The sequence below is a fragment of the Nodosilinea sp. P-1105 genome (genome assembly GCF_012911975.1).
In the GTDB taxonomy this organism is placed as follows: Bacteria; Cyanobacteriota; Cyanobacteriia; order Phormidesmidales; family Phormidesmidaceae; genus Nodosilinea.
In genome coordinates this window covers 1-20,372 of sequence record NZ_SMDQ01000075.1, presented here as the reverse complement: position 1 = coordinate 20,372, position 20,372 = coordinate 1, and the positions used below count along the sequence as shown (strand labels likewise).

Below are 20,372 nucleotides of genomic sequence, written 5' to 3'. Positions count from 1 at the left end.
GATGGGGAGGTGGGTGGATGGAGCTTTAGATTTTGGGCTCTTCCCTGTTCGTTTTTCGTTCTTCAGAAACGTAGGGGCGGACCAGTGTGTCCGCCCTGGCGAGGAATTGGGGAGGTGGGGAGATTTTGGATTTTGGATTTTGGATTGTTGAAATCGTAGGGTGCATTGGCGGTCAACCTGGAGCCGCAATGCACCGCTTTTTGTCAAGCAATGGGTGATGAGGTGGTGTAGGGCCGGTTACTCGTTGCGCTGGGTGAGCATAGATCGGCCTGGCACCGCTTCCATGGCGGCGATGACAGCCTCCTTCGCCGCTAAAATATCCCGCTCTTCGCCCCCTAGGTAGAGGCGACCAAAGCTGCCTACCGAGCTAATTTGCAGAATATTAATCAACGCTGCCTTCTCGGCTTCGTTGGCCGCTAAGGAGGCATAGGCGGCGGGTTCTACCTCAAATACATAAAGCGTCTGGCCAGCCACAATCATGTTGCCCCGCCGGTTACGGTTGATCAGCTGCACATGGTGCGGGTCGAGGTTGCGGATCACTTGACTGGAAATTACCCTAGGTTTCAACCGTTCCCGATAGCTCACCCCTAGGGCATCCAGCATCGCTCCGCCTGCTGCGTGCACTTCCCCCTGGTTGCTAGCGTGGATTTCCAGCAGACCATAGAGCCGTTCCACAATCAGAGTGCCGGGGCGGACTACCGCTGACTTGAGGCCAATGTCTAAAATCCGGTTGATTTCAATGCCGGGGGAAATTTCAATCCACAGGGAGGCATCACCCGGTAGCGGCAAAAACCCCAGCGACACGGTGCCCATATAGGCGGCATGCTGGGGTTGCAAACTGTCTATAAATACGTAGCTTCGCAGATCGACGCCCAAAGTTTTGTGTCCTAGTATCTCTCCCAGGTCAGTATACCTGGGAGACAGGCTAAAACTCGGTGCCGACGCCAACCGAAGTGGTGCCCATGGCGTCGTAGACGGTTAGCCCCATGGGTAAGTTAAGCTCTCCTTGCTCATCCAGCAGACCATCTAGTAGGTCATCTAGAAAGGAGGATTGCAGCGCATCGGTAATGGTGGGGGTGGTCTCCCCAGGGGCTTTCAAACGACGATTCATCGTTTCGGCAACCCGATTGAGACTCTCGGGGCTGTGGCGATCGCGGCTGGTAACCTCAGCGATCGGCAATTCTTGGTCAGTTGTGGAGGCAGAACTAGCGATCGCGCTAAAAGGCGCACCGCTGACACCGATCGCAGCGGCGACTATAAACCAGATTAATTTGTACATGATGACAGTCCTGTGAGGGCGACAAACAAACAGTCAGGAACCCATGAGTGCACAGTGACGATTGAGACAACGTCGCTGAGGCTTACGCCGAAATAACGACCTCGCCGAAATAACGACCTGCAGGAAAACGGCCTTCTCCCGCTGGAGTTAACCTAAGACTCTCTATCTATAGCCCGAAGCACCTGGGCAACCAAGAGAACTTATTATTGATTTATCAAATCTAAACGCTGACTCTGCTGATCAGCCCATAGAGACCCAAATCAAAACAATGTCTGCGTATTCGGAATCAGGCTAGCGTTAACCCCAAGGGTTATCTTTAGAATAGGCGGAACTTTCACCCAACCTATCCCCTTGGGGAGATAATCTAATCTACCTCCTGGGGCTGATGTTGAGGTTGCAGGGGTCAATGGCGACGGGTTGACCGGTGTCGGTCGACTGGGCGATCGCCTGCAAAAGATAGACCAAATCTGCGGCTAACCAACCGGGCGAAAGGGTTGACGCGGTGTTCCTGGTCACACAAGCCAGAAAGTGGCGACAGAGCTGACTTAAGGGTTCCATCGGGGCTAACGGAATGATTTGGCTGGGCAGAGACCTGACGTCGGTTGGAGCCGTTGCTCCTTCGCCTGAGTGCAGGGTTAGTGCGGGTTGGGCGTGCCCCTCCTCAAACACTAGGGTGCCCTGGTCCCCCACCAAGACCAGACGTCGCTGTCGGTCAGGGGTAACCCAGCTACTGTGGACTGTGGCCTGGAATCCATCCTCATAGGCCAGCCGCACCCAACCCACATCTCGCAAGCCCGTAGGAAACCCCGGCTGGGGTTGGGGTTGGTGCCACGCTGTACCCCAGGCGGTTACCCTGGTGGGCCAGCGCCCTAGCCAGTGCCATAAAATCGACAGGTCGTGAATGGCCAGATCCCAAAATACATCCACATCGTCGCGAATGGGGCCAAGCTGGGTGCGGCTGGCTTGGGCATAGCGCAGGGGACCCAGTAGCCCCTGGTGGCAGATCTCGTACCCCTGTTGTACGGCGGGATGAAATAAATAGGTATGATCAACCACCAACTGACATCCCTGGGCTGCCGCCAGGTGGCAGAGAGCTTGACTACTCGCCAGTTCTGGGGTCAGGGGTTTGGTACTGAGCACATGGTATCGGTGCGCTAGGGCGGTGCGGATTAAACGGTCGTGGGTGCTGGCGGGGGTAGCAATCACCACGGCGTCTAGCCCTGGGATGGCCATGGCCTGTTGCCAGTCGGTGTAGCAACCGACGGTGGCTGGTAGCATCCCTAGCTGACCCCACCGCTGCAGTGGTTGTGGGTCAGGATCGGCGATCGCCACCACCCGAGCCTGGGGGAGGGCCAAACAATTACGCAACAGCTGGGAACCCCACCGCCCGATCCCCAAGATGGCTAGATTAACAGGCCGCTGCAGCGGGGTCATGGGGCTTAACATGTTGGATCAGATCGCCGTAGGCCGCTGCGGCAGCGGCCTGTTCCGCCTGTTTTTTGGTAGAGGCTTGCCCCCTACCCCAGCAGCGCCCCTGGAACCAGACCTCGGCCTGATAGGTATGGGAGCCATCTTCCTTGGCCCTGGCCTCGGTAATGCGGTATTCCGGTAGGGTGCGGGCGTGGGCTTGGGTCAGTTCTTGGACGGCCACCTTATAGTTTTGTCGGGTTGGATCTTGCCGTACCTCAGTAGCTAACCGCTGCAGATGAGGATCCAACCAAGGGCGCACTAGGGCTAGGGAATGGGTTTCCTGGTACAAGGCCGCCACCACGGCTTCTAGGGCATCGGCCATGACTCGCGCCCCCGGCTTGGCCGGATTGGCCATGATCACATAATTCCCCAGTCCCAGCTGATCGGCTAATTGCCCTAGGGTGCGATCGCTGATCAGCACCGACCGCAGGGCCGACAATTCCCCTACCGATGCCTGGGGATACATCCCCTGCAAACATTCGGTAGCCCCTAGCCGCAACACCGCATCGCCCAGAAACTCAAGGGATTCGTAGTTATAGGTCGGATCTGCTGATTTGTGAGTCAGGGCTTGGTCCAGACGTTCCCACTGGACCGTTGTCCCCGTCGGTAGCCCAAGTTGTTGCAAACATCGCTGCAAGTCTCGCAAGCGTGACGGATGAATCTCAGGCACGGGCAACTCTCAGGGCAAACTAAAAATTGGGAGGGAGGTGGACATAAGCCGGGTTCTGTTCCCCCGTCACCGGGGGGGCGGTTATCTATCTGGGACGACTGTTACCAGCCGCCTCATGCGGTACCTTACAGCGGGGCAGGAAAAAGACCAACCCTTGCCCCTTTGACCTTGCACCCGACCGGGGTTTACCGAGCCAGCACCTCTCGATGCTGCTGGTGCGCTCTTACCGCACCCTTGCACCCTTACCTGTGACAGGATGAAGAACATAATGACGAAAGCGTTTTCCGCCTTATGCCTGCGTCCTTTCCATCGGCGGTATGTTTCTGTGGCACTCTCCTCACGGTCACCCGCACTGGGCGTTACCCAGCAAGTCTGGTCTTTCGGGAGCCCGGACTTTCCTCAGATAGACCAAGGTTAGACCAAGATCTATCCGCAACCGCCTGCGCCACCTCCCTCCTATGTCTTAGTATACCCCAGGGCCTACGGTCCAGGGGAGGCGGGGGACTGCTGAGCCTACTGTCGTAGGGTGGTGTCCGATAAAATTTGCGAGGCCATCACCGCGTTGACCCGGGCTAGCAATTGCTGAGGATCGATCGGTTTGGTCAAAATGCCGCTAGCCCCTGCCGCCAGGGCGCGCTCCGCTTCTTTTCGATCATCGGCATCCAGCAAAGCAATGATTTTGACCCCCAGGGTGCCTACGGAATGGCGTAGATCGTCAATGATGTCGTAGCCATCGGCACTAGCCAGGCTGACATTGGTGATGACGGCGGCAGGTTGTAATAGTTCTACTTGATCTAAAACCCGGGCTCCATCAATAATCCAAATCACCTGGTAGTCGGCGGCGGTGAGCATATCGCAAATTACACTGGCGCTTTCTTCGTTGTCTTCAACTAAGACAATACGGCCCACAATCGGTTCAGGGGTGACTCCCTGCTCCAAGGCTTGCACACCGACTGAATTGGCTAACCGTTGGGGCGGAATTCTAACGGTGAAGACAGACCCCACCCCTACCTCTGATGTCACCTTAATCGCGCCTCCGTGGAGTTCCACCAGTTGTTTGGTCAGGGCTAGCCCCAAGCCGGTGCCCTGGTACTCTCGCTGGCGGACATTTTCCAATTGCTGAAACTTCTCGAATAGCAGCGATTGGGCCGCCGCAGGGATGCCAATTCCCGTATCTTCCACCTGAAATACCGCTACATTTTGCTCCCGGCGTACCCGCAGGGTGACTTTGCCCTCGGCAGGGGTGAATTTAACCGCATTACTGAGCAGGTTGGTTAAAATTTGCCGCACTCGCCGGGGATCTGCCACAAACAGATCTTGCCCAGGGGGTAGTTTGACGTCTAGGAAAACATCAATCCCATTGCGGGAGGCATCCGGCCGAAAGGCATCCATGCTCTGGCGACTCAGGGAGGTGAGGGAAAATTCCCGTACCTCTAGGACGGTGCGCCCCGATTCAATTTTAGAGACCTCCAGGATGTCGTTGATTAGGCTGAGCAGGTGTTCGCCACTGGTGTGAATGGTATTCAGGTAGTCCCGTTGGCGATCGCTTAAATCGCCAATGGACCAGCGCAGCAGGGTGGCGGACATGCCAATGATGTAGGTCAAGGGGGTGCGCAGTTCGTGACTCATGGTGGCCAAAAACTCACTTTTGGCCCGATTGGCTGACTGGGCTGCTGCCAGGGCATCCCGCAGGTCTTGGGTACGCTCTACCACGCAAGATTCCAGGTTTTGGGTCTGCATCTGTAACCGGTGGTAGAGTTGGGCCTGGTTAATGGCGATCGCCAGGTGTTCGGCAATGTGCTGCAAAAACTCCATTTCCCAGGATTCCCAGGGGCGTTGGTAGGCACACTGATGCACAATCAGCAGGCCCCACAGCTTCTGCCCCACCAAAATCGGAGCCACCGCCTTTGACTGCACCTGCACCTGGCGCAAAAACCCTAGCATGCAGGGCACCTGAGCATAGGTTTGGCCAATGTCATCGATGGCAAGGGTTTCTCCCTGCAGGTAGCGGTGGCGGTGTTCCGAGCGATAGTCGTCATGGTGCTGGAAACAGATCCCCTCGGTATAGTGCAACACCGAGGTCAGTTGGTCACTGGAGCGCGATTCATAGGTAATGTAGCCGCTATTGGCTAAAGGGGAGGACACCGTGGTCTCAGGGATAACCGCAGCGTCATCTAGAGGCCCCATCGGCTGGGCCTGGTCAGACTGGCTTAGATCAAACTGATAAATTAAAAGACGGTCAGCCTGTAAAAACTGCCGCACCTCCGCCACGGTAGTCTGTAAAATCACCGCCAGATCTAGGCTTTCCTGAATTTTAGTAACGACCTGATTCAGTAGCAGGTTGCGCTCTAATTGCTTGTCTAATTTAGCTTGCACGGGCTGACAACTGGCCGCCTGGTTAGCCATCATCCCGACCTCTAACCAAGCCAGCATAAACTGCGCTTGGGCGGCCTCTGTGGTGGGGCGCAAGTTTTGGGCGAATTGCCATAGCCGTTGCTGCTGGGCTGGGCTGAGCTGGGGCTGCTGGGCCAGGTGGTCAAAAAACTGGGCGATCGCCCTGACTTGGGTGGTCAACTCCACCGTAAACTGATCGGTACGGTCAGGCTCAGGCACCGCTATCACCAGTAGCGATAGCTCGGAACCCAGCAAGCACCAAAATAGCTCACCAGAACCCCAGGGTATCTCTTGGGCTGTCAGTAACTGTAATTGATGGCGTTGGCTATAGCGAACTAAAAACGGCCCTAGACAGGCCAACATAGCCTGGGGCATTACCTGTCCACCACCGTCAGACAAGACTCTAGGCATAGGTAACTGCTCGGGTAATGCTTACCCCGCTTGGCATCATCAGGGGGCTGTGGGTCGCAACGAACCAATAAGCCAATGGTTTGACATCCTACGTTTTCACCGATTCCCATGGTAGCTTTCCATTGGCGGGCTATCGATTTACGCTAGAGTTCCTTCAGATTTCAGCGTCTATGAGCCGCACCTATAAAACGACCGGCATCAACCTCAAAGCCGTGCCCTTGGGGGAAACCGATCGCCTGTTAACCATCCTCACCCCTGATCTTGGCGTGGTTAGGGCTGTGGCCCCAGGCTCCCGCAAGCATCAGTCAAAGCTAGGGGGGCGAAGCGACCTATTTGTGATTAACGACTGCTTGATTGTCAAAGGCAAACGCCTGGATAAACTGGTACAAGCCGAGACTCTTCGCACATTCCCCAAACTAAGCCAACACCTAGGGCGACTGACGACCAGTCAGTACCTGGCTGAGGTGGCGCTGCTCACAGCCCTGAGTGACTCCCCCCAGGGGGACCTGTTCTACTTATTTGTGGAACATTTAGAACGATTGGAAACCAGCCCTCAATCGGCACTGCTGGCAGCCCTTTGCCATGGGTTGTACCACCTGCTGGCGTTGGCGGGGGTGGCCCCCGAAGTACACCGCTGCTGTGTCAGCCAGGCAGAGATTGTGCCTGACCTCCTCGATCCAGCCTGGAGGGTTGAATTTAGCTCGGTATCGGGAGGTCTGGTGTTGCCGGCTGCCAGCAGCCGGGTCAAACAACCTGGTGAACGCTATGGCCCAGCCCAGTCTGGTCCTCGGTTACCGCTCTGGCTCACAGCCATGGATGTGGCCCTTTTGCAGCAACTCAGTAAGCCAGATCTAATCAGTACTCTGCCGGTTTATCCGGCCCAGCCAAACCCCAATATCGCAAAAAACCAAGAACCTTGGTTCCGAATTGAGCGGCTTCTGAGACAATATGCTCAGGACTACTTTGAGCGACCGATTCGCTCTGCAGCCTTGGTAGATGTGTGTTTTGCTACTGTTTAAATGGGGCACGTCCATTCTAGGCTTGCCCCGACGATGATTCAGTGGCTGACTCTGGGTCTAACTAAGCCTGGGTTGTCACCTGATTTAGGTTGTTCCGTACGTTGTCTTCCCTTATGCTGCGAGAGTTTGAGCCCAATACGAGTGCTGATGCTGTCAATGGGCACCCCACTGGTGAATCAGAGGACACTAACCTGCCTGTCGACGCTGATCAACATCTACCCCCCCATGACTCAAGCGATCGCCCCCACCCAGATTCAGAGGCTACAACTGGAGAGGGATTTCGGGCTATTTTACAAAACCGTAACTTTTTGACCCTGTGGGTCGGCCAACTCTTTTCTCAACTGGCGGATAAGGTCTATCTCGTTTTGATGATCGCCATTATTTCGACGCGGTTTGAAGCTCCAGGGCAAACCATCAGTGGTTGGGTGGCAGCGGTGATGATTGCCTTTACCATCCCTGCGGTGTTGTTTGGGGCATTAGCCGGGGTCTTTGTCGATCGCTGGCGCAAGCAACCGGTGCTGGTGCTGTCTAACCTGCTGCGGGGTCTGCTGGTCATTCTGCTGCCCCTGGGCATTTGGGCAACCCTTAGTTGGGGCACAGTGGCTGGGCTACCGGTGGCCTTTTGGTTACTGCTAGCGGTCACCTTTTTAACCTCCACCCTAACCCAGTTTTTTGCCCCGGCAGAGCAAGCCATGATTCCATTAATTGTCGAGGAAGGCAACCTCCTATCCGCCAATTCCCTATACACCACCACGATGATGGCCTCGGTGATTGTGGGGTTTGCCGTGGGAGAACCCCTGCTAGCCCTGGCCGATCACCTGATGTCTGCCTTAGGCTTTGCCGATAATGGACCGGCTATCTTGGTGGGGCTAAGTTATCTATTGGCTGGGGTTTGTCTGATGGCCATGGCCCCTGGCAAAGAAACCCTGTCGCAGTCCAAGCAAATTTCTGACCTGTGGCGTGATATCAAAGATGGATTGGGTTATTTGGGGCAGCAGGCCCAGGTCAGGGTGGCGATCATTCAGTTAGTGCTGCTATCGTCTGTCTTTGCCGCCCTAGCGGTACTCGCTGTGCGTCTGGCAGAAATCATCCCAGCCATTAAAGCATCACAATTTGGCTTTCTACTGGCGGCTGGCGGGCTGGGGCTAGGGCTAGGAGCGGTGATGGTTGGTAACTTTGGTCTCCGCTTCCCCAAGCGCTACCTCAGCCTGGGGGGGGCACTGGGAATGGCCATCTGCCTGGTTGCCCTGGCCTGGACGACCCAGCAACTATGGGCTTCGATGGCCTGTATCGCCATCCTAGGGTTATGTGGGGCCTTAATTGGCATTCCGATGCAAACGCTGATTCAAGAAAGAACTCCTGAGGTGATGCGGGGTAAAGTATTTGGTCTGCAAAATAACTTAATCAACATTGCCCTCAGCCTGCCTTTGGCCCTAGCCAGTGTGATTGAAGCCCGCTTTGGTCTCAGCAATGTTTTCATTGGCTTAGGGGTGTTTGTTGGCTTAGGGGGAGTAGTAACCTGGTATATTGCCGATACAGCTCTGAGGTAACCTCCATAGTTGGGCTAAAACCCAAAGCAGAGTCTGATTTGGCTCGTATACCCCCTGGATGGAATGCATATCGCTTGGCTTGGCAAGAAATCTCCGTTTTGCGGCAACGTCACCTACGGACGGGAAATTACCAACGTACTGCTGGAGCGGGGGTATCAGGTTACATTTTTGCACTTCGCTCAGCCCCATGACCCGGCTACTGCCGATGAAGATGCCCCTGACTGTCCTGAGGTGTCCCTGCCCTTCCTGTTTAAGTCGCAGATCCTGACAATTCCGTCCCTCAAGTCAGGCAAACTACTGATTGAAGCCCTACAGCGGCTTCAGCCCGATTTAGTGCATGCATCGCTGACCCTCTCCCCCCTAGACTTTCGCCTGCCCGAAATTTGTGCCGAGCTGAACCTGCCCCTGGTGGCCACCTTTCACCCCGCCTTCGATCGCCGGGTGCGCAGCATTACCTCGGGTACCCAGCACCTGACCTATCAGCTCTATGCCCCGTGTTTGGCCAACTATCACCGGGTGATTGTGTTTTCTAACTTGCAGCGCGATCTGCTGATCAAACTGGGGGTGCCTGAAACCACGGTGGTGGTGATTCCCAATGGGGTTGATACCCGCCGCTATACCCCCGGCCCGTCTGCGGTCAAAGCCGAGCTTGGGGCGGAGCGCCTGTTTGTGTACCAGGGGCGGATTTCCCCAGAAAAAAATGTGGAAGCGCTGTTACGGGGCTGGCGCCAGGCGGATATGGGTCCCCAGTGTAAGTTGGTGATTATGGGCAGCGGCCCCCTGGAAGCGTCCCTGAAATTGTTCTATGGCGACCATGACGATATTCTCTGGTTGGGCTACCTGTCCGACGAGCAGCGCCGCATCGACATTCTGCGGGCGGCGGATGGGTTCATTTTGCCCTCGTTTGTGGAGGGGCTTTCCCTGTCGCTGCTAGAAGCCATGGCCTGTGGGGCCGCCTGTATTGCCACCGACGCCGGGGCCGACGGGGAGGTGTTGGCGGATGGGGCAGGTATTGTGATCGATACCCAGCGGGTGTCGTCCCAGTTGCACACCATTCTGCCGATTCTGCGGGATCACCCGGAAATTAGTCAGTTGCTGGGCCACAAAGCCCGGGCTCGGGTGCTACAACGCTATACGTTGGCGGCCAATATTTCGAGCCTGGAGGGGCTGTACAGCGAAGTCAAGACCCAACAGCATCTGGCGGTCAGCCCCGGTTTGGGATGAGTTAGAGGCGCGTCAGAAAATAGGGTGCCAATGGCCTCTTTACCTATCGGTGCATGGCTGCGCGTAGGTAGAACAAGGGCTAGAGCGCTTTTAGGATTGACAGACCACTAGGGGAAAAACCGATAGATATCTTTACGAGGCAATGCTCTGACGAAGGTAGCCTCCTGACCAACAACTTTGAGCCCAAGCCTGTAAGCCCCTACTCGAATTCTGTAAAAGTCTTTGTATCCTTTGAGTTTAGATAGATTTCTTACCTCTCCAAGGGTATCGGCAGCTTTCACGCTGTCTATAGCTTGACCAATACCGACTAAAACCGATTGAGCTTGAATGCGCTTGATATCGCGCTTGAAGCTAGCCTTAAACCTGACCTCCACCCCTAGCGCTCCAGCAAAGCTCGAATGTCATCTTCCTGGACAAACTCAGAGTCTTCCCCCTCAAGAATGGCATTGGCCAACCCTACCTCTTCTAAGGCGTCGAGGATGAGCTCGTAGAAAACGCTGCGCTTCTGTTGCATCAACTCAACCAAAACCTCTGTAAGCAACTCCTTTGTTTTGGCATCGTCTAGGGTTAGTTGCATAGGGGTAATTTGATTCATTGAGTTTAGGATAGTTCATATCTCTCTTCTACGTGTACCGAAATGGTGGGGTGCTTTTTTTGCAAAAAGCACCCCACCGTCAGGTCAACCACTTTGGGGGGCCCAAAAACGAAAAAAAATCGAGGCGCTACGCGCCAAAGAGAGAAAAGAAGATAGTGAATAGTGCAAGAGTACTATAGAGTAAAGGGCTACAAAAGAGCCCTGGCAGCCGAACCAACAACACGGAACCCGAAATAGTTGTTGCGGTAGTCCGGGGAGTCGTAGTTACGAACGAACGATCGGCAGTTCTGTGGAGGGTTGCTCCAAGAGCCACCGCGCAACAGCCGATCGTTCCGTTTATCACTAGAAAGCCATGGAGCATTATTATTTGGCGCACCCTCATAGTTGTCGTGATAGTGATCGGCGCACCACTCCCACACATTGCCGTGCATGTCGTACAGGCCAAAGGCATTGGGCGGAAACTGCCCCACAGGCGTCGTTTGCTCTCGAAAGATGCCCTTTGGGCCGGGGCCATAGGAGCCGCTGAGGATTTGACCACCGTAGTCCCAGTCGGTGCCTCGATAGTTGGCCAAGTCAGTAGTAATCGTCGGGCCAAAATGGAACGGGGTGGTGGTCCCTGCTCGGCAGGCGTACTCCCACTCGGCCTCACTGGGCAGGCGAAACTCCAGCTCCGTTAGCTCGCTCAGGCGCTGGCAAAAGGCCACGGCAGCGTGCCAATTTACAGTTTCCACCGGATGATTGCCCCCAAGCCTAAAGGTGGCTGGGTTACTGCCTACCACCGCCTCATACTGAGATTGGGTGACGGGGCACTGGCCCAGCCAAAACTCTTCAATCGTCACCTCATGTTGAGGATACTCATCGCTATAGCCCTCGCCCTCGGGTGAGCCCATTAAAAATTGACCGCCAGGGATATACACCAGGGTCAGCTCCACATCTTCTGAAAGCTTGAGGATGTGGGTTTTGGGCGGCTCTACCAACTGGATCTGGTGGGTGTAGAGGTCAAACACCTGCACCACCAAAAGCTGCTGTAACACGCCCAGCTTCCGCAGCCCTTCCCCCGCCTGCACCCGCACGGTGCCAACATCGCTGGTGTCGTCAAAATAACCTTGCAACAGGGGTACCAGGCCATCTACCCTGTCGCCGATCTGTAATAACCCTTTAATGGCCGCCACCCTGACTTCAGAGGCATCGCCCCGGTTAGCTAACAGGTCCTGCAGCAATTGGCCCAGGGCAGTCTGGTCGGGCTGAATCTGCATCAGTGCCGTCAGCGCTTCGGTGCGCAGGGTAGGCTCTCGCTGGGGCGAGGAGAGCAGCTTGAGCAGGTCGGGAATGGCCCGTTGGGCGTAGTGGCCCTCGTCGCGCAGGTTGTGGATGGCCTGTTCCAGGTATTTGTCTTCGCTGTCGTAGAGTTCGTCGATCAGTTTGTTGACCCGTTGGCGGCGGCGGGCCTGCTCTAGAGCGTCGGAATCGAGAGCGGCAACTTCATTGAGGCAAGGTAGCACCGGCTCTGGCAAGGGGCGTTCGGCCTCGGCGCAGTTGCGCACCGCCAACAAAAAGCCACGCATGGCGGCCAGGGTTTCATCGTCCGCTGTCAGGGTTTCAAAAAACTGCTGCCAGCGTTCTGTGGGCTCTGCCTGCTGGCAAAATTCGGTGACGTGTAGGGCGGCCAGGTATTCGGCCACCGGGTCAAGCACAATTTTTACGGCGGGTTCCTGTTGCACCAGGCCCAGGGGCTTTTCCAGATAGGTTAGCCGAGCTTTGGCGGCCTCTGTGGCCGACCCCGGTTCTGTTGCCCCCAGGGCAGCCAGGACGTCGGGGCGTTTGGCGTCGGTGGGGCGGTAAGTGTGCTTCAGGCACTCCCAGGCCACGCGTTTGGCATCTTGTTGTACTTGATCGTTGTCGTGCCGCTGGCTGGCATCCACCTGTTCCGGTCGGTTGAGCCAACGCAGATAGCTCAGCATTAGAGCGGGGATGTTGTCTGGCAGTTGGGCGGTTTTTAGTCCTCCAGCTTCAATCACCTGGTCCACATACATCCGCACCAGCAGAGCCGTGGCACTTTGCAGGGTAGCCGCCATCATGCTCGATAGGCGGGTGCAGGTGCGATAAAACTCGGTGTCGTCTTCAAACAGGTCTTTTTGACCCTGGGCTTCCAGATAGGGCTCAATGAACCGGGAGAGCTTGCCCCCTTCAATTTTTTGGGGCTGTAGCAGGTCGTAGCTAGGGCGGCCCAGGTTCTTTTCCTTTAGCCGGGAGGTGATGATCAGGGCGTTGATCGGCGTTGCCTCTAGGGCCTGTTTCATCTGGTTGTAGGTGCCATCGCTCATTTCTGAGACATGGTCGAGAATCACCAGTACTCGCCGCTGGCGTAGCAGGGCATCTAGCAGGTCGTCGGCGATAAAGGTGCCGTCGGGGTTGCGGGGCAACTGGTCACGAATGGCGATGCGGAGGGGGGTATTGTCGAGTTCTTGCTCGATCAGCACAGGCAGCATGGCCTGCTTGCACAGGGCTTGGGGGCTGGGGTCGTTGGTGTCTACCAGGCCCAGGCCCCAGCGGGCAATTTGGCAGGCAAAGCTAGTTTTGCCGACGCCCCCTTCCCCCACCAGCAGCAGGGTAGCCGGGGAGCGACTAAACCCAGGCCGCAATAGAGCTGGGGTAAGCTCATCCACTAGCTGGCCATCGAGCTGAATTTGGATGGGAATGTGGATGCTCCGGTCTTTGACGGTGCCTTTTTTGCAGAAATCTTTCCGCACCGCCAGCAGATGATCGGCCACCCAGGCGTCGAGCACCCTGGGCTGATATTTTAGCCAGAGCAGCAGCCCGATGGGCAGGTCGATGGGTGTATTGGGAATTTTCAGCTTGCCTGGCAGCCAGAGCAACCAACGGGGCTTGACCAGCAACACGCCACCGTAGGCCAGCACCAAGATTACTACTGTGAGTGCCCCATTCACAAAGGCCGAATGCTGTTGCGGCCAGGTTTGTAGCGGACTGGCCCCAGGGGCAGGACTAGCCTGTCCCTGGTTTTGGCTGAGGGTGACTGAGGTGCCAGGGCTGGGCGATGGGATGATCGGGGCTGGGGGGCGAGCCAGGACTGAGGCTTGAGCGGCCAACCAGAGAACTGCGCCCAAACACGCTGGTGGGAAAGTCAAAGACCAGTGCCGGTAGCCCATGGCAATGTCGGGGGATGGAAAAGTTCACCCCAGTGTACCCCGGACCCACCAGCCTGGGACGGGGTACGCTGCTGGGGATGCCTTGTTAGTGGTCTGTCAGAAAAATAATGACGAGATATTTGACTTAGGGTTCACGGTTAATGGTAAGCGGTTTAAGGCAAGCCGTGTACCGTTTACCGTAGGCCGTGAACCGCAGGCCCGGTTGCCCCGTCACGTCTAGCTTGACAGCCTATTATCGGGTGAGTTGATTGCTGATGCGCCGTTGCAAGTCGGCGTCATCGGCGGACTGTTCCAGAATCTGGTTAAAGTCTTCGATCGCGAGACCAGCCACCACGATCGCCCCTTCCATTTTGGCTTCAGCCTCCTGGCGAATGGCGATAATCGCATCCACCGCTGACTTAAATTTGGGATTGTCGGCCGCTTCGGCGACGCTATCGGCTCCGGCTTCGATCTGACGTTCGGCGATCGCGTTAAACTCCTCTACGGTCAGCCCTGCGGCTTCTACCGCATCGGCCATTTCTGATTCAGCCTTGAGCCGCAGCACCTGAATTGACTGGTAGGCCTTGGCAAACTTAGCAATGGTATCGGCACTAAATTCTGGGGCCTGGGCCACCAGATATGCCTCTGTCATCGCCGGGCTGGTGAGCGAGGCCCCAGTCATGGAAGCGCTAGCCATGGCCGAGGCGGGGCCAGTGATCACCAGCGACACCACCAGTAGCGCGATCGCGACGAATACGTTTACCATTGCTCTTAATCTCCTAGGTTGTTGTCTGCGGTCTTTAATTTTCAGCCGTCTTCATCTCAGCCGTCTTCATCTCAGCCGTCTTCATTTCAGCATAGAAGCATGATGCTGGATGTGGTCAGCCATAAACGAGGCCATAAAGAAATAGCTATGGTCATAGCCAGCCTGCATTCGCAAGGTTAAGGGTTGCCCGGCTTGCTGGCAAGCGGCCTCAAACAGGTCGGACCTTAGCTGCTGCTGGGCTAAGAACGAATCAGCGCTGCCCTGGTCAATCAGGATGGGGCGATCGCGCCGCCCATGATCTTTGACCAACGCCGTGGCATCATAGGCGGCCCAGGTAGCTGGATCAGCTCCCAAATAGCCGCTAAACGCCTTTTGGCCCCAGGGGCACTGGCTAGGGGCGGCGATCGGCGCAAAGGCCGATATCGACTTAAACACCTCGGGATGGCGCAGGCCACACACCAGCGCCCCATGCCCCCCCATGGAGTGGCCAAAAATCCCCTGGCGATCGGGCTGCACGGCAAAATGTTCAGCAATCAGCTGGGGCAACTCGGAGACCACATAGCTGTACATCCGGTAATGCTGGTTCCAGGGGGGCTCGGTGGCATCCAGATAAAACCCGGCCCCCATGCCAAAATCCCAGGCGTCAGGGTCGTCAGGGACGGCAGCCCCCCGGGGGCTAGTGTCGGGGGCCACTAACATCAGGCCGTGTTCAGCCGCATACCGCTGGGCCCCAGCTTTGACAGTAAAGTTATCTTCTGTGCAAGTCAGCCCAGACAGGTAGTACAGCACCGGCACCGGGCCGGCCTGGGCCTGGGGGGGGACGTAGACGGCAAAGGCCATGTCGCAACGGCATTCCCTAGAGGGGTGGCTATAGTAGCCCACGGTACCGCCAAAGCAGGTGTGCTGTTTTCGCAAATTTAAACCAGAAGTCATCCCTAAGGTTATTCCTAAAAGGTCACTACGCTGCGGATGCCCACCCCCTCGTGCATCAGGTCAAAGGCGGTATTGATCTGCTCCAGCGGCATCACGTTGGTAATCAGGTCATCGATATTGATTTTGCCATCCATGTACCAGTCGACAATTTTGGGTACATCGGTGCGGCCCCTGGCCCCGCCAAAGGCTGTACCCTTCCACACCCGCCCAGTCACCAACTGAAAGGGGCGAGTACTGATTTCTTTCCCGGCCGCCGCCACCCCCACAATCACACTCATGCCCCAGCCTTTATGGCAGCATTCCAGGGCCTGGCGCATCAGGTTGACATTGCCGACGCATTCAAAGCTGTAGTCGGCCCCGCCTCCGGTCAAGTCCACCAGGTAGGGCACCAGATCGCCGTCCACCTCTTTGGGATTGACAAAGTGGGTCATGCCAAATTTTTCGGCGATCGCCCGCTTGCTGGGGTTAATGTCAACCCCGATGATTTTGTCGGCCCCCACCATCCGGCAGCCCTGAATCACATTCAAGCCAATGCCGCCCAGGCCAAACACCACCACGTTGGCCCCCGGTTCTACCTTGGCCGTGTTGATCACGGCCCCAATGCCAGTGGTGACGCCGCAGCCGATATAGCAAACTTTCTCGAAGGGGGCGTCTGATCGAATTTTGGCCAGGGCAATTTCGGGCACCACGGTGTAATTGGCAAAGGTGGAGGTGCCCATGTAGTGGAACAAAGATTCGCCCCCTAGGGACAATCGGCTGCTGCCGTCGGGCATCAGCCCCTGGCCCTGGGTGACCCGAATCGCCTGGCAGAGGTTGGTCTTAAAGCTCAAGCAGTACTCGCACTGGCGACACTCCGGCACATAGAGCGGAATCACATGATCCCCAGGCTTGAGGCTGGTTACCCCTGGCCCGACTTCGGCCACTACTCCAGCCCCTTCATGGCCCAGCACCGCTGGGAACAGCCCTTCAGGATCTTGGCCTGACAGGGTGTAGGCATCCGTATGACAAATGCCAGTGGCCTTAATTTCCACCAGCACCTCCCCTGCCCTGGGGCCATCCAGTTGAATAGTCTCGATGGTGAGGGGTTGCCCAGCGGCATGGGCAACAGCGGCTTTAACATCCATAGGCTCTGTCTCCTGGCAGCGGCTGACCGGCAAGGTCAACGATTAACTGTGCCGAGTGTAGGCGATCAAGTCATGTCTCTGGGATTTCCTTGGATTTTCTTAGGGTCTATAGATGAATAGCGCTATTTTTCTGAGGGTGTCGGGTGTTGGGTGTCAGGTGTTGGGTGTCAGGTATGGTTGGCCGATTTATGCCGCAGGGCACTGGGTGTTGACCTTACAGTAGGACGCCAACGGACAGGTCGTTGGACCATGGCTATTACGCCAGATTGCGGATTAGGGTCTAGGGGGCCAATAACCCAGGGCAAAACAAGGGCAAGTTAACCCAGTCAGGGTTCAGCATCATACAAAATGACACAGTTTTCTCGGGGAACGTCTGGTCCGCGATCGCATTCCCATGCCGCTGGATTTACTTTATTGGAAGCTTTAATTGTGGCTGCGATTGTGGGGATTATTGCCGCGATCGCGGTGCCTGGTTTTTTAGGGTTTTTGAATCAGCGCAAAATCAATGCCAGTCGGGACATGGTGTATCAGGCGATCCGGGCTACCCAAGCTGAAGCCATGCAAAAGCGGCAAGAGCAGCAGTTTAGCATTCGGCAGCGCAATGGCACCGTTGAGTGGGCTAATCATCCTCGCTCGATTACCCCAGCCCAGGTGACCCTCTGGAATCCGTTGATTGAGGGGGTGGTTTTAGCTGATATTGACAACACTCTTACCCCTTCTAAGGGAGTTCGCTACGTCCAATTTGATATGTATGGCAACCTCCGCTCTAAGGCGATTCGGCAACAGGGTACAGTCACCCTAACGGTGCCATCAGCGAACCGACTCACCCATCGTTGTGTGGTGGTTTCCACGGTGCTGGGGGCGTTACGTAAAGGGCAGGGACACAAAAGGCCAAACGGCAAACGTCATTGCTATTAACCTATTTTACGGGGTTGATGGGCACGCAAGCTTGGCCTACCCTACGCCGCCACCGTACCAAGCCGCTCGCAAACTGGCCACTTAAAGCTTGACTTGAGGCAGATACAGAGTTTAATGGATTGGGCGTATTAGTTTTCACGTAGGACAAAAAGAAACCATGGCTGATGGAGCTGAAGGCTGGTATATCGTTCAGGCCGAAGATGGTACCTGCCAGGTCTTACCCGCTGTCAAAATCAGCCGAGAGCAGCTGCAAGCTAAGTTGCCAATGTGGGGGCCCTATGCCACCCAAGATGACGCGATCGCCCGTCGAGTCGGGTTGATCCGCGCTGGTAAATGTAACCCCGTCTAGTCGCCATGGTGCCCTTCCCTGGCCTTTGGGCATCCCTACTCAGCTGGGATTATGAAATACTGTCAGAGAATAATGCGCTACTATGAGCCATGGCATTGTTCGTTCCCTAACCTGTGACTTCACTTCCTTCTGAGTCGTCATCCCAGCAGCCGAAAAAGCGGCTTAAGCGGCGGCGCATTAAGCGCAACAAAGGGGGATCCATTCCCCTGACCCTGTTGCTGCTATTCGGCGCCACCTGGCTCACAGTCCAGACTTTACCCAGTGGGTCTTTGCGACAAATTCAGGAAACCGTCTGGGTCAGTCATCCCAAACCCCTGGCCATGGAGGGGGGAGATCCCTACATTCGGGCGCTGATGCGTACCATTTCAGCGGCAGAGTCCAACACCAGTGAGCCCTACGGTATTTTGTACGGGGGGGATATCATCCCGGAGCTCAGCCGCCATCCTGATATTTGTGTAGAGATTGTGGCTGGCCCCAACCAGGGCAACTGCACCACCGCCGCTGGGCGCTACCAGTTTTTAACCAAAACCTGGAAAGAAAAAGCGGCGCAATATCATCCCGACCCGCCCGCCTGGTTTGAGGTCTGGGGAGAATACAGCTTTGATCCTGAGTCTCAAGATCTTGTGGTTTACCACTGGCTGCGAGACACCGCTGCCTGGGGGTATGATATTCCAGCGGCCCTGCGAGAAGGGCGCCTCGACGATGTGCTGCGGCGCCTGTCGGGCACCTGGACCAGCCTGGGCTACGGCATCGAGTCTAATAGTATGACCAGTCGCCTGCCCCGCATTTACCAGAACCTGCTGGAAGAGGAACTGGAAAATGCGCCGTCCAGTGCCGTGCCAACCGCAGATCATTGACCATAATGGACCACTGGGTCGGCTAATCGGCATGCTTCCCCTGCGATCCAATATGGGCCATAGTAATGTCTGTCAGACCTATTGAGACTCGTGATGACGGCTCAGCCTAAAATTATCGTATTAGATGATGACCCCACCGGCTCCCAAACAGTGCATAGTTGCCTGCTGCTCATGCAATGGGACGTAGATACCCTACGGCAGGGGCTGCGAGACGAGTCGCCGATCTTTTTTGTGCTGACCAACACCCGCGCCCTCAGCCCAGAACAGGCCGAACAGGTGACCCGCCAGGTGTGTGAAAATCTGAAGCAGGCGATCGCCCTAGAGGGCATCCAAGATTTTCTGGTCATTAGTCGCTCAGACTCCACCCTACGGGGTCACTACCCGATTGAAACCGACGCCATTGCCGATATCCTGGGTCCCTTTGATGCCCACTTTCTGGTGCCGGCCTTTTTTGAAGGGGGGCGCATCACCCGCGACAGCCGCCATTACTTGATGGTGGATGGGGTGCCTACTCCGGTGCATGAGACTGAATTTGCTAACGATTCGGTGTTTGGTTACAGGACCAGTTACCTGCCCGACTATGTGGCCGAAAAAACCGCTGGCCGCATTCCTGCCCAGGCTGTCGAACGGTTTACCCTCGACGATATGCGGGGGGGCTCCCTAGAACGGCTAATGGGCCTGACGGGGAATGTGTGCTGTGCCGTTGATGGCGAAACCCAGGCCGACTTAAACCAGTTTGCCCAGGAGTTGCTGACGGCGGCGGCCCGGGGGAAACGCTTCTTGTTTCGCAGCGCCGCCAGTATCCTGACTGCCTTAGCGGCCCTACCGCCCCAACCCATCGATGCCGACCACATGAGCCGCTATGTGCCCCAGGGTAAACCAGGGGCGATCATCGTCGGCTCCCATGTCAAAAAAACCACCCAGCAACTCCAGCGGTTACTGCAAGAGCCAGGGGTAACGGGTATCGAAGTGGATGTGGCCCAACTGCGCGATCAAGGCGCGGCGGCCCACGCCTCCCTGTTAGCCAAAATTCTGCAACAAGCGGTGACAGCTCATCACCAGGGCCAGGTGCCTGTGGTCTACACCAGCCGCGAAGAACTCACCTTCGATAGCATCCAAGCCCGCCTCGACTTTGGGGTTGAGGTGTCTTCCTTGCTGATGGATGTGGTGCGGGGGTTGCCCCCGGATATTGGCTTTCTGATTAGTAAGGGGGGCATTACCTCCAATGACACCCTCAGCCAGGGGCTAGCCCTACGGACGGCTCGGCTACTGGGGCAGATTTTGCCCGGTGTGTCTGTGGTTCGCACCCCCGCTGACCATGCCCAGTTTCCACAGTTGCCGGTGGTGCTGTTTCCTGGCAACGTCGGTGATGATAATGCCCTCGCCCTGGCGTACCATCGCCTCACGGGTCGGTAACTCCATCCAAGTCCAGCAATACTGTCCGCCACCCCCATCGAAATGCCAAGCCGGGCTGCGGTGGCACTACCCGCAGTCAACTGCACCACCGGCTGACTGCGGGTAGACAGCCCCGAGTTGATAACCTATATTCAGCGTTCAAGCGGCCAGACCTTCTTCCACAATCACCATGCCCTTAGCGGGTGACAAGGGGACTCAAAGCTTCAGGGGACAATGCTTTGAGAGAATAGGAAGGACAAAAAATAGGGAGT

The 20,372-nt window shown here is 56.4% G+C and carries 18 protein-coding genes and 1 other RNA gene; 7 read left to right on the top strand and 12 right to left on the bottom strand.

Annotated features, from left to right (window positions below; genetic code table 11):
* Positions 1 to 237: 237 nt before the first annotated feature.
* The 6 genes from E1H13_RS22550 to E1H13_RS22525 all read right to left on the bottom strand — a co-directional run bounded on the left by E1H13_RS22550 (position 238) and on the right by E1H13_RS22525 (position 6,224).
* A complete protein-coding gene (locus tag E1H13_RS22550; protein WP_169616927.1) occupies positions 238 to 876 on the bottom strand; it encodes a hypothetical protein in 639 nt (212 codons plus the stop codon).
* Between the two features lie 49 nt (positions 877 to 925).
* A complete protein-coding gene (locus tag E1H13_RS22545) occupies positions 926 to 1,279 on the bottom strand; it encodes a hypothetical protein (RefSeq protein ID WP_169616925.1) in 354 nt (117 codons plus the stop codon).
* A 369-nt stretch (positions 1,280 to 1,648) separates the two neighbouring features.
* Positions 1,649 to 2,713 carry a Gfo/Idh/MocA family oxidoreductase gene (locus E1H13_RS22540; RefSeq protein ID WP_240966796.1) on the bottom strand — a complete coding sequence of 355 codons (1,065 nt, stop codon included), beginning with the start codon at positions 2,711 to 2,713 and terminating at the stop codon, positions 1,649 to 1,651.
* The gene (gene rnc / locus E1H13_RS22535) at positions 2,688 to 3,419 is read right to left on the bottom strand and encodes a ribonuclease III (protein WP_169616923.1); all 732 of its coding nucleotides are present in this window, start codon (positions 3,417 to 3,419) and stop codon (positions 2,688 to 2,690) included. The genes E1H13_RS22540 and rnc overlap by 26 nt, the downstream gene beginning before the upstream one ends.
* Before the next feature lie 29 nt (positions 3,420 to 3,448).
* Positions 3,449 to 3,872: RNase P RNA component class A (gene rnpB / locus E1H13_RS22530), an RNA gene on the bottom strand.
* 60 nt (positions 3,873 to 3,932) lie between these two features.
* Positions 3,933 to 6,224, bottom strand: a complete 2,292-nt coding sequence (locus E1H13_RS22525) for a GAF domain-containing hybrid sensor histidine kinase/response regulator (RefSeq protein WP_206070865.1) — start codon at positions 6,222 to 6,224, stop codon at positions 3,933 to 3,935.
* Positions 6,225 to 6,394: 170 nt separating this feature from the next.
* Here E1H13_RS22525 and recO point away from each other — a divergent pair, with 170 nt between their 5' ends.
* From recO to E1H13_RS22510, 3 genes are all read left to right on the top strand, one after another.
* Positions 6,395 to 7,243 (top strand): DNA repair protein RecO, encoded by an 849-nt coding sequence (gene recO / locus E1H13_RS22520; protein ID WP_169616921.1) that lies wholly within the window; start codon positions 6,395 to 6,397, stop codon positions 7,241 to 7,243.
* Between the two features lie 113 nt (positions 7,244 to 7,356).
* On the top strand, positions 7,357 to 8,793 hold the full coding sequence (locus E1H13_RS22515; RefSeq protein ID WP_169616940.1) for an MFS transporter: 1,437 nt from the start codon (positions 7,357 to 7,359) through the stop codon (positions 8,791 to 8,793).
* Positions 8,794 to 8,856: 63 nt separating this feature from the next.
* Positions 8,857 to 10,017, top strand: a complete 1,161-nt coding sequence (locus tag E1H13_RS22510) for a glycosyltransferase family 4 protein (RefSeq protein ID WP_169616920.1) — start codon at positions 8,857 to 8,859, stop codon at positions 10,015 to 10,017.
* Between the two features lie 107 nt (positions 10,018 to 10,124).
* Here the strand turns inward: E1H13_RS22510 and E1H13_RS22505 are convergent, their stop codons facing one another.
* From E1H13_RS22505 to E1H13_RS22480, 6 genes are all read right to left on the bottom strand, one after another.
* Entirely contained in the window at positions 10,125 to 10,391 is a 267-nt protein-coding gene (locus tag E1H13_RS22505) for a type II toxin-antitoxin system RelE/ParE family toxin (protein ID WP_169616918.1), read from the bottom strand.
* 2 nt (positions 10,392 to 10,393) lie between these two features.
* Positions 10,394 to 10,594, bottom strand: a complete 201-nt coding sequence (locus E1H13_RS22500) for a hypothetical protein (RefSeq protein ID WP_169616916.1) — start codon at positions 10,592 to 10,594, stop codon at positions 10,394 to 10,396.
* A gap of 206 nt (positions 10,595 to 10,800) precedes the next feature.
* Entirely contained in the window at positions 10,801 to 13,737 is a 2,937-nt protein-coding gene (locus E1H13_RS27490) for an SUMF1/EgtB/PvdO family nonheme iron enzyme (protein ID WP_240966794.1), read from the bottom strand.
* 274 nt (positions 13,738 to 14,011) lie between these two features.
* Entirely contained in the window at positions 14,012 to 14,524 is a 513-nt protein-coding gene (locus E1H13_RS22490; protein WP_169616914.1) for a DUF4168 domain-containing protein, read from the bottom strand.
* Between the two features lie 81 nt (positions 14,525 to 14,605).
* Positions 14,606 to 15,457 (bottom strand): S-formylglutathione hydrolase, encoded by an 852-nt coding sequence (fghA, locus tag E1H13_RS22485; protein WP_169616912.1) that lies wholly within the window; start codon positions 15,455 to 15,457, stop codon positions 14,606 to 14,608.
* A 14-nt stretch (positions 15,458 to 15,471) separates the two neighbouring features.
* A complete protein-coding gene (locus E1H13_RS22480) occupies positions 15,472 to 16,581 on the bottom strand; it encodes an S-(hydroxymethyl)glutathione dehydrogenase/class III alcohol dehydrogenase (protein WP_169616909.1) in 1,110 nt (369 codons plus the stop codon).
* Positions 16,582 to 16,929: 348 nt separating this feature from the next.
* On the opposite strand from E1H13_RS22480, the gene E1H13_RS22475 reads away from it, so the two are divergent.
* From E1H13_RS22475 to E1H13_RS22460, 4 genes are all read left to right on the top strand, one after another.
* Positions 16,930 to 17,499 (top strand): prepilin-type N-terminal cleavage/methylation domain-containing protein, encoded by a 570-nt coding sequence (locus E1H13_RS22475; RefSeq protein WP_169616906.1) that lies wholly within the window; start codon positions 16,930 to 16,932, stop codon positions 17,497 to 17,499.
* A gap of 157 nt (positions 17,500 to 17,656) precedes the next feature.
* Complete coding sequence (locus E1H13_RS22470; protein WP_169616904.1) at positions 17,657 to 17,848, top strand: hypothetical protein; 192 nt, start codon at positions 17,657 to 17,659, stop codon at positions 17,846 to 17,848.
* A gap of 269 nt (positions 17,849 to 18,117) precedes the next feature.
* Entirely contained in the window at positions 18,118 to 18,705 is a 588-nt protein-coding gene (locus E1H13_RS22465) for a glycoside hydrolase family protein (RefSeq protein WP_278002538.1), read from the top strand.
* 93 nt (positions 18,706 to 18,798) lie between these two features.
* Positions 18,799 to 20,121 (top strand): four-carbon acid sugar kinase family protein, encoded by a 1,323-nt coding sequence (locus tag E1H13_RS22460; protein WP_169616902.1) that lies wholly within the window; start codon positions 18,799 to 18,801, stop codon positions 20,119 to 20,121.
* Positions 20,122 to 20,372: the final 251 nt, after the last annotated feature.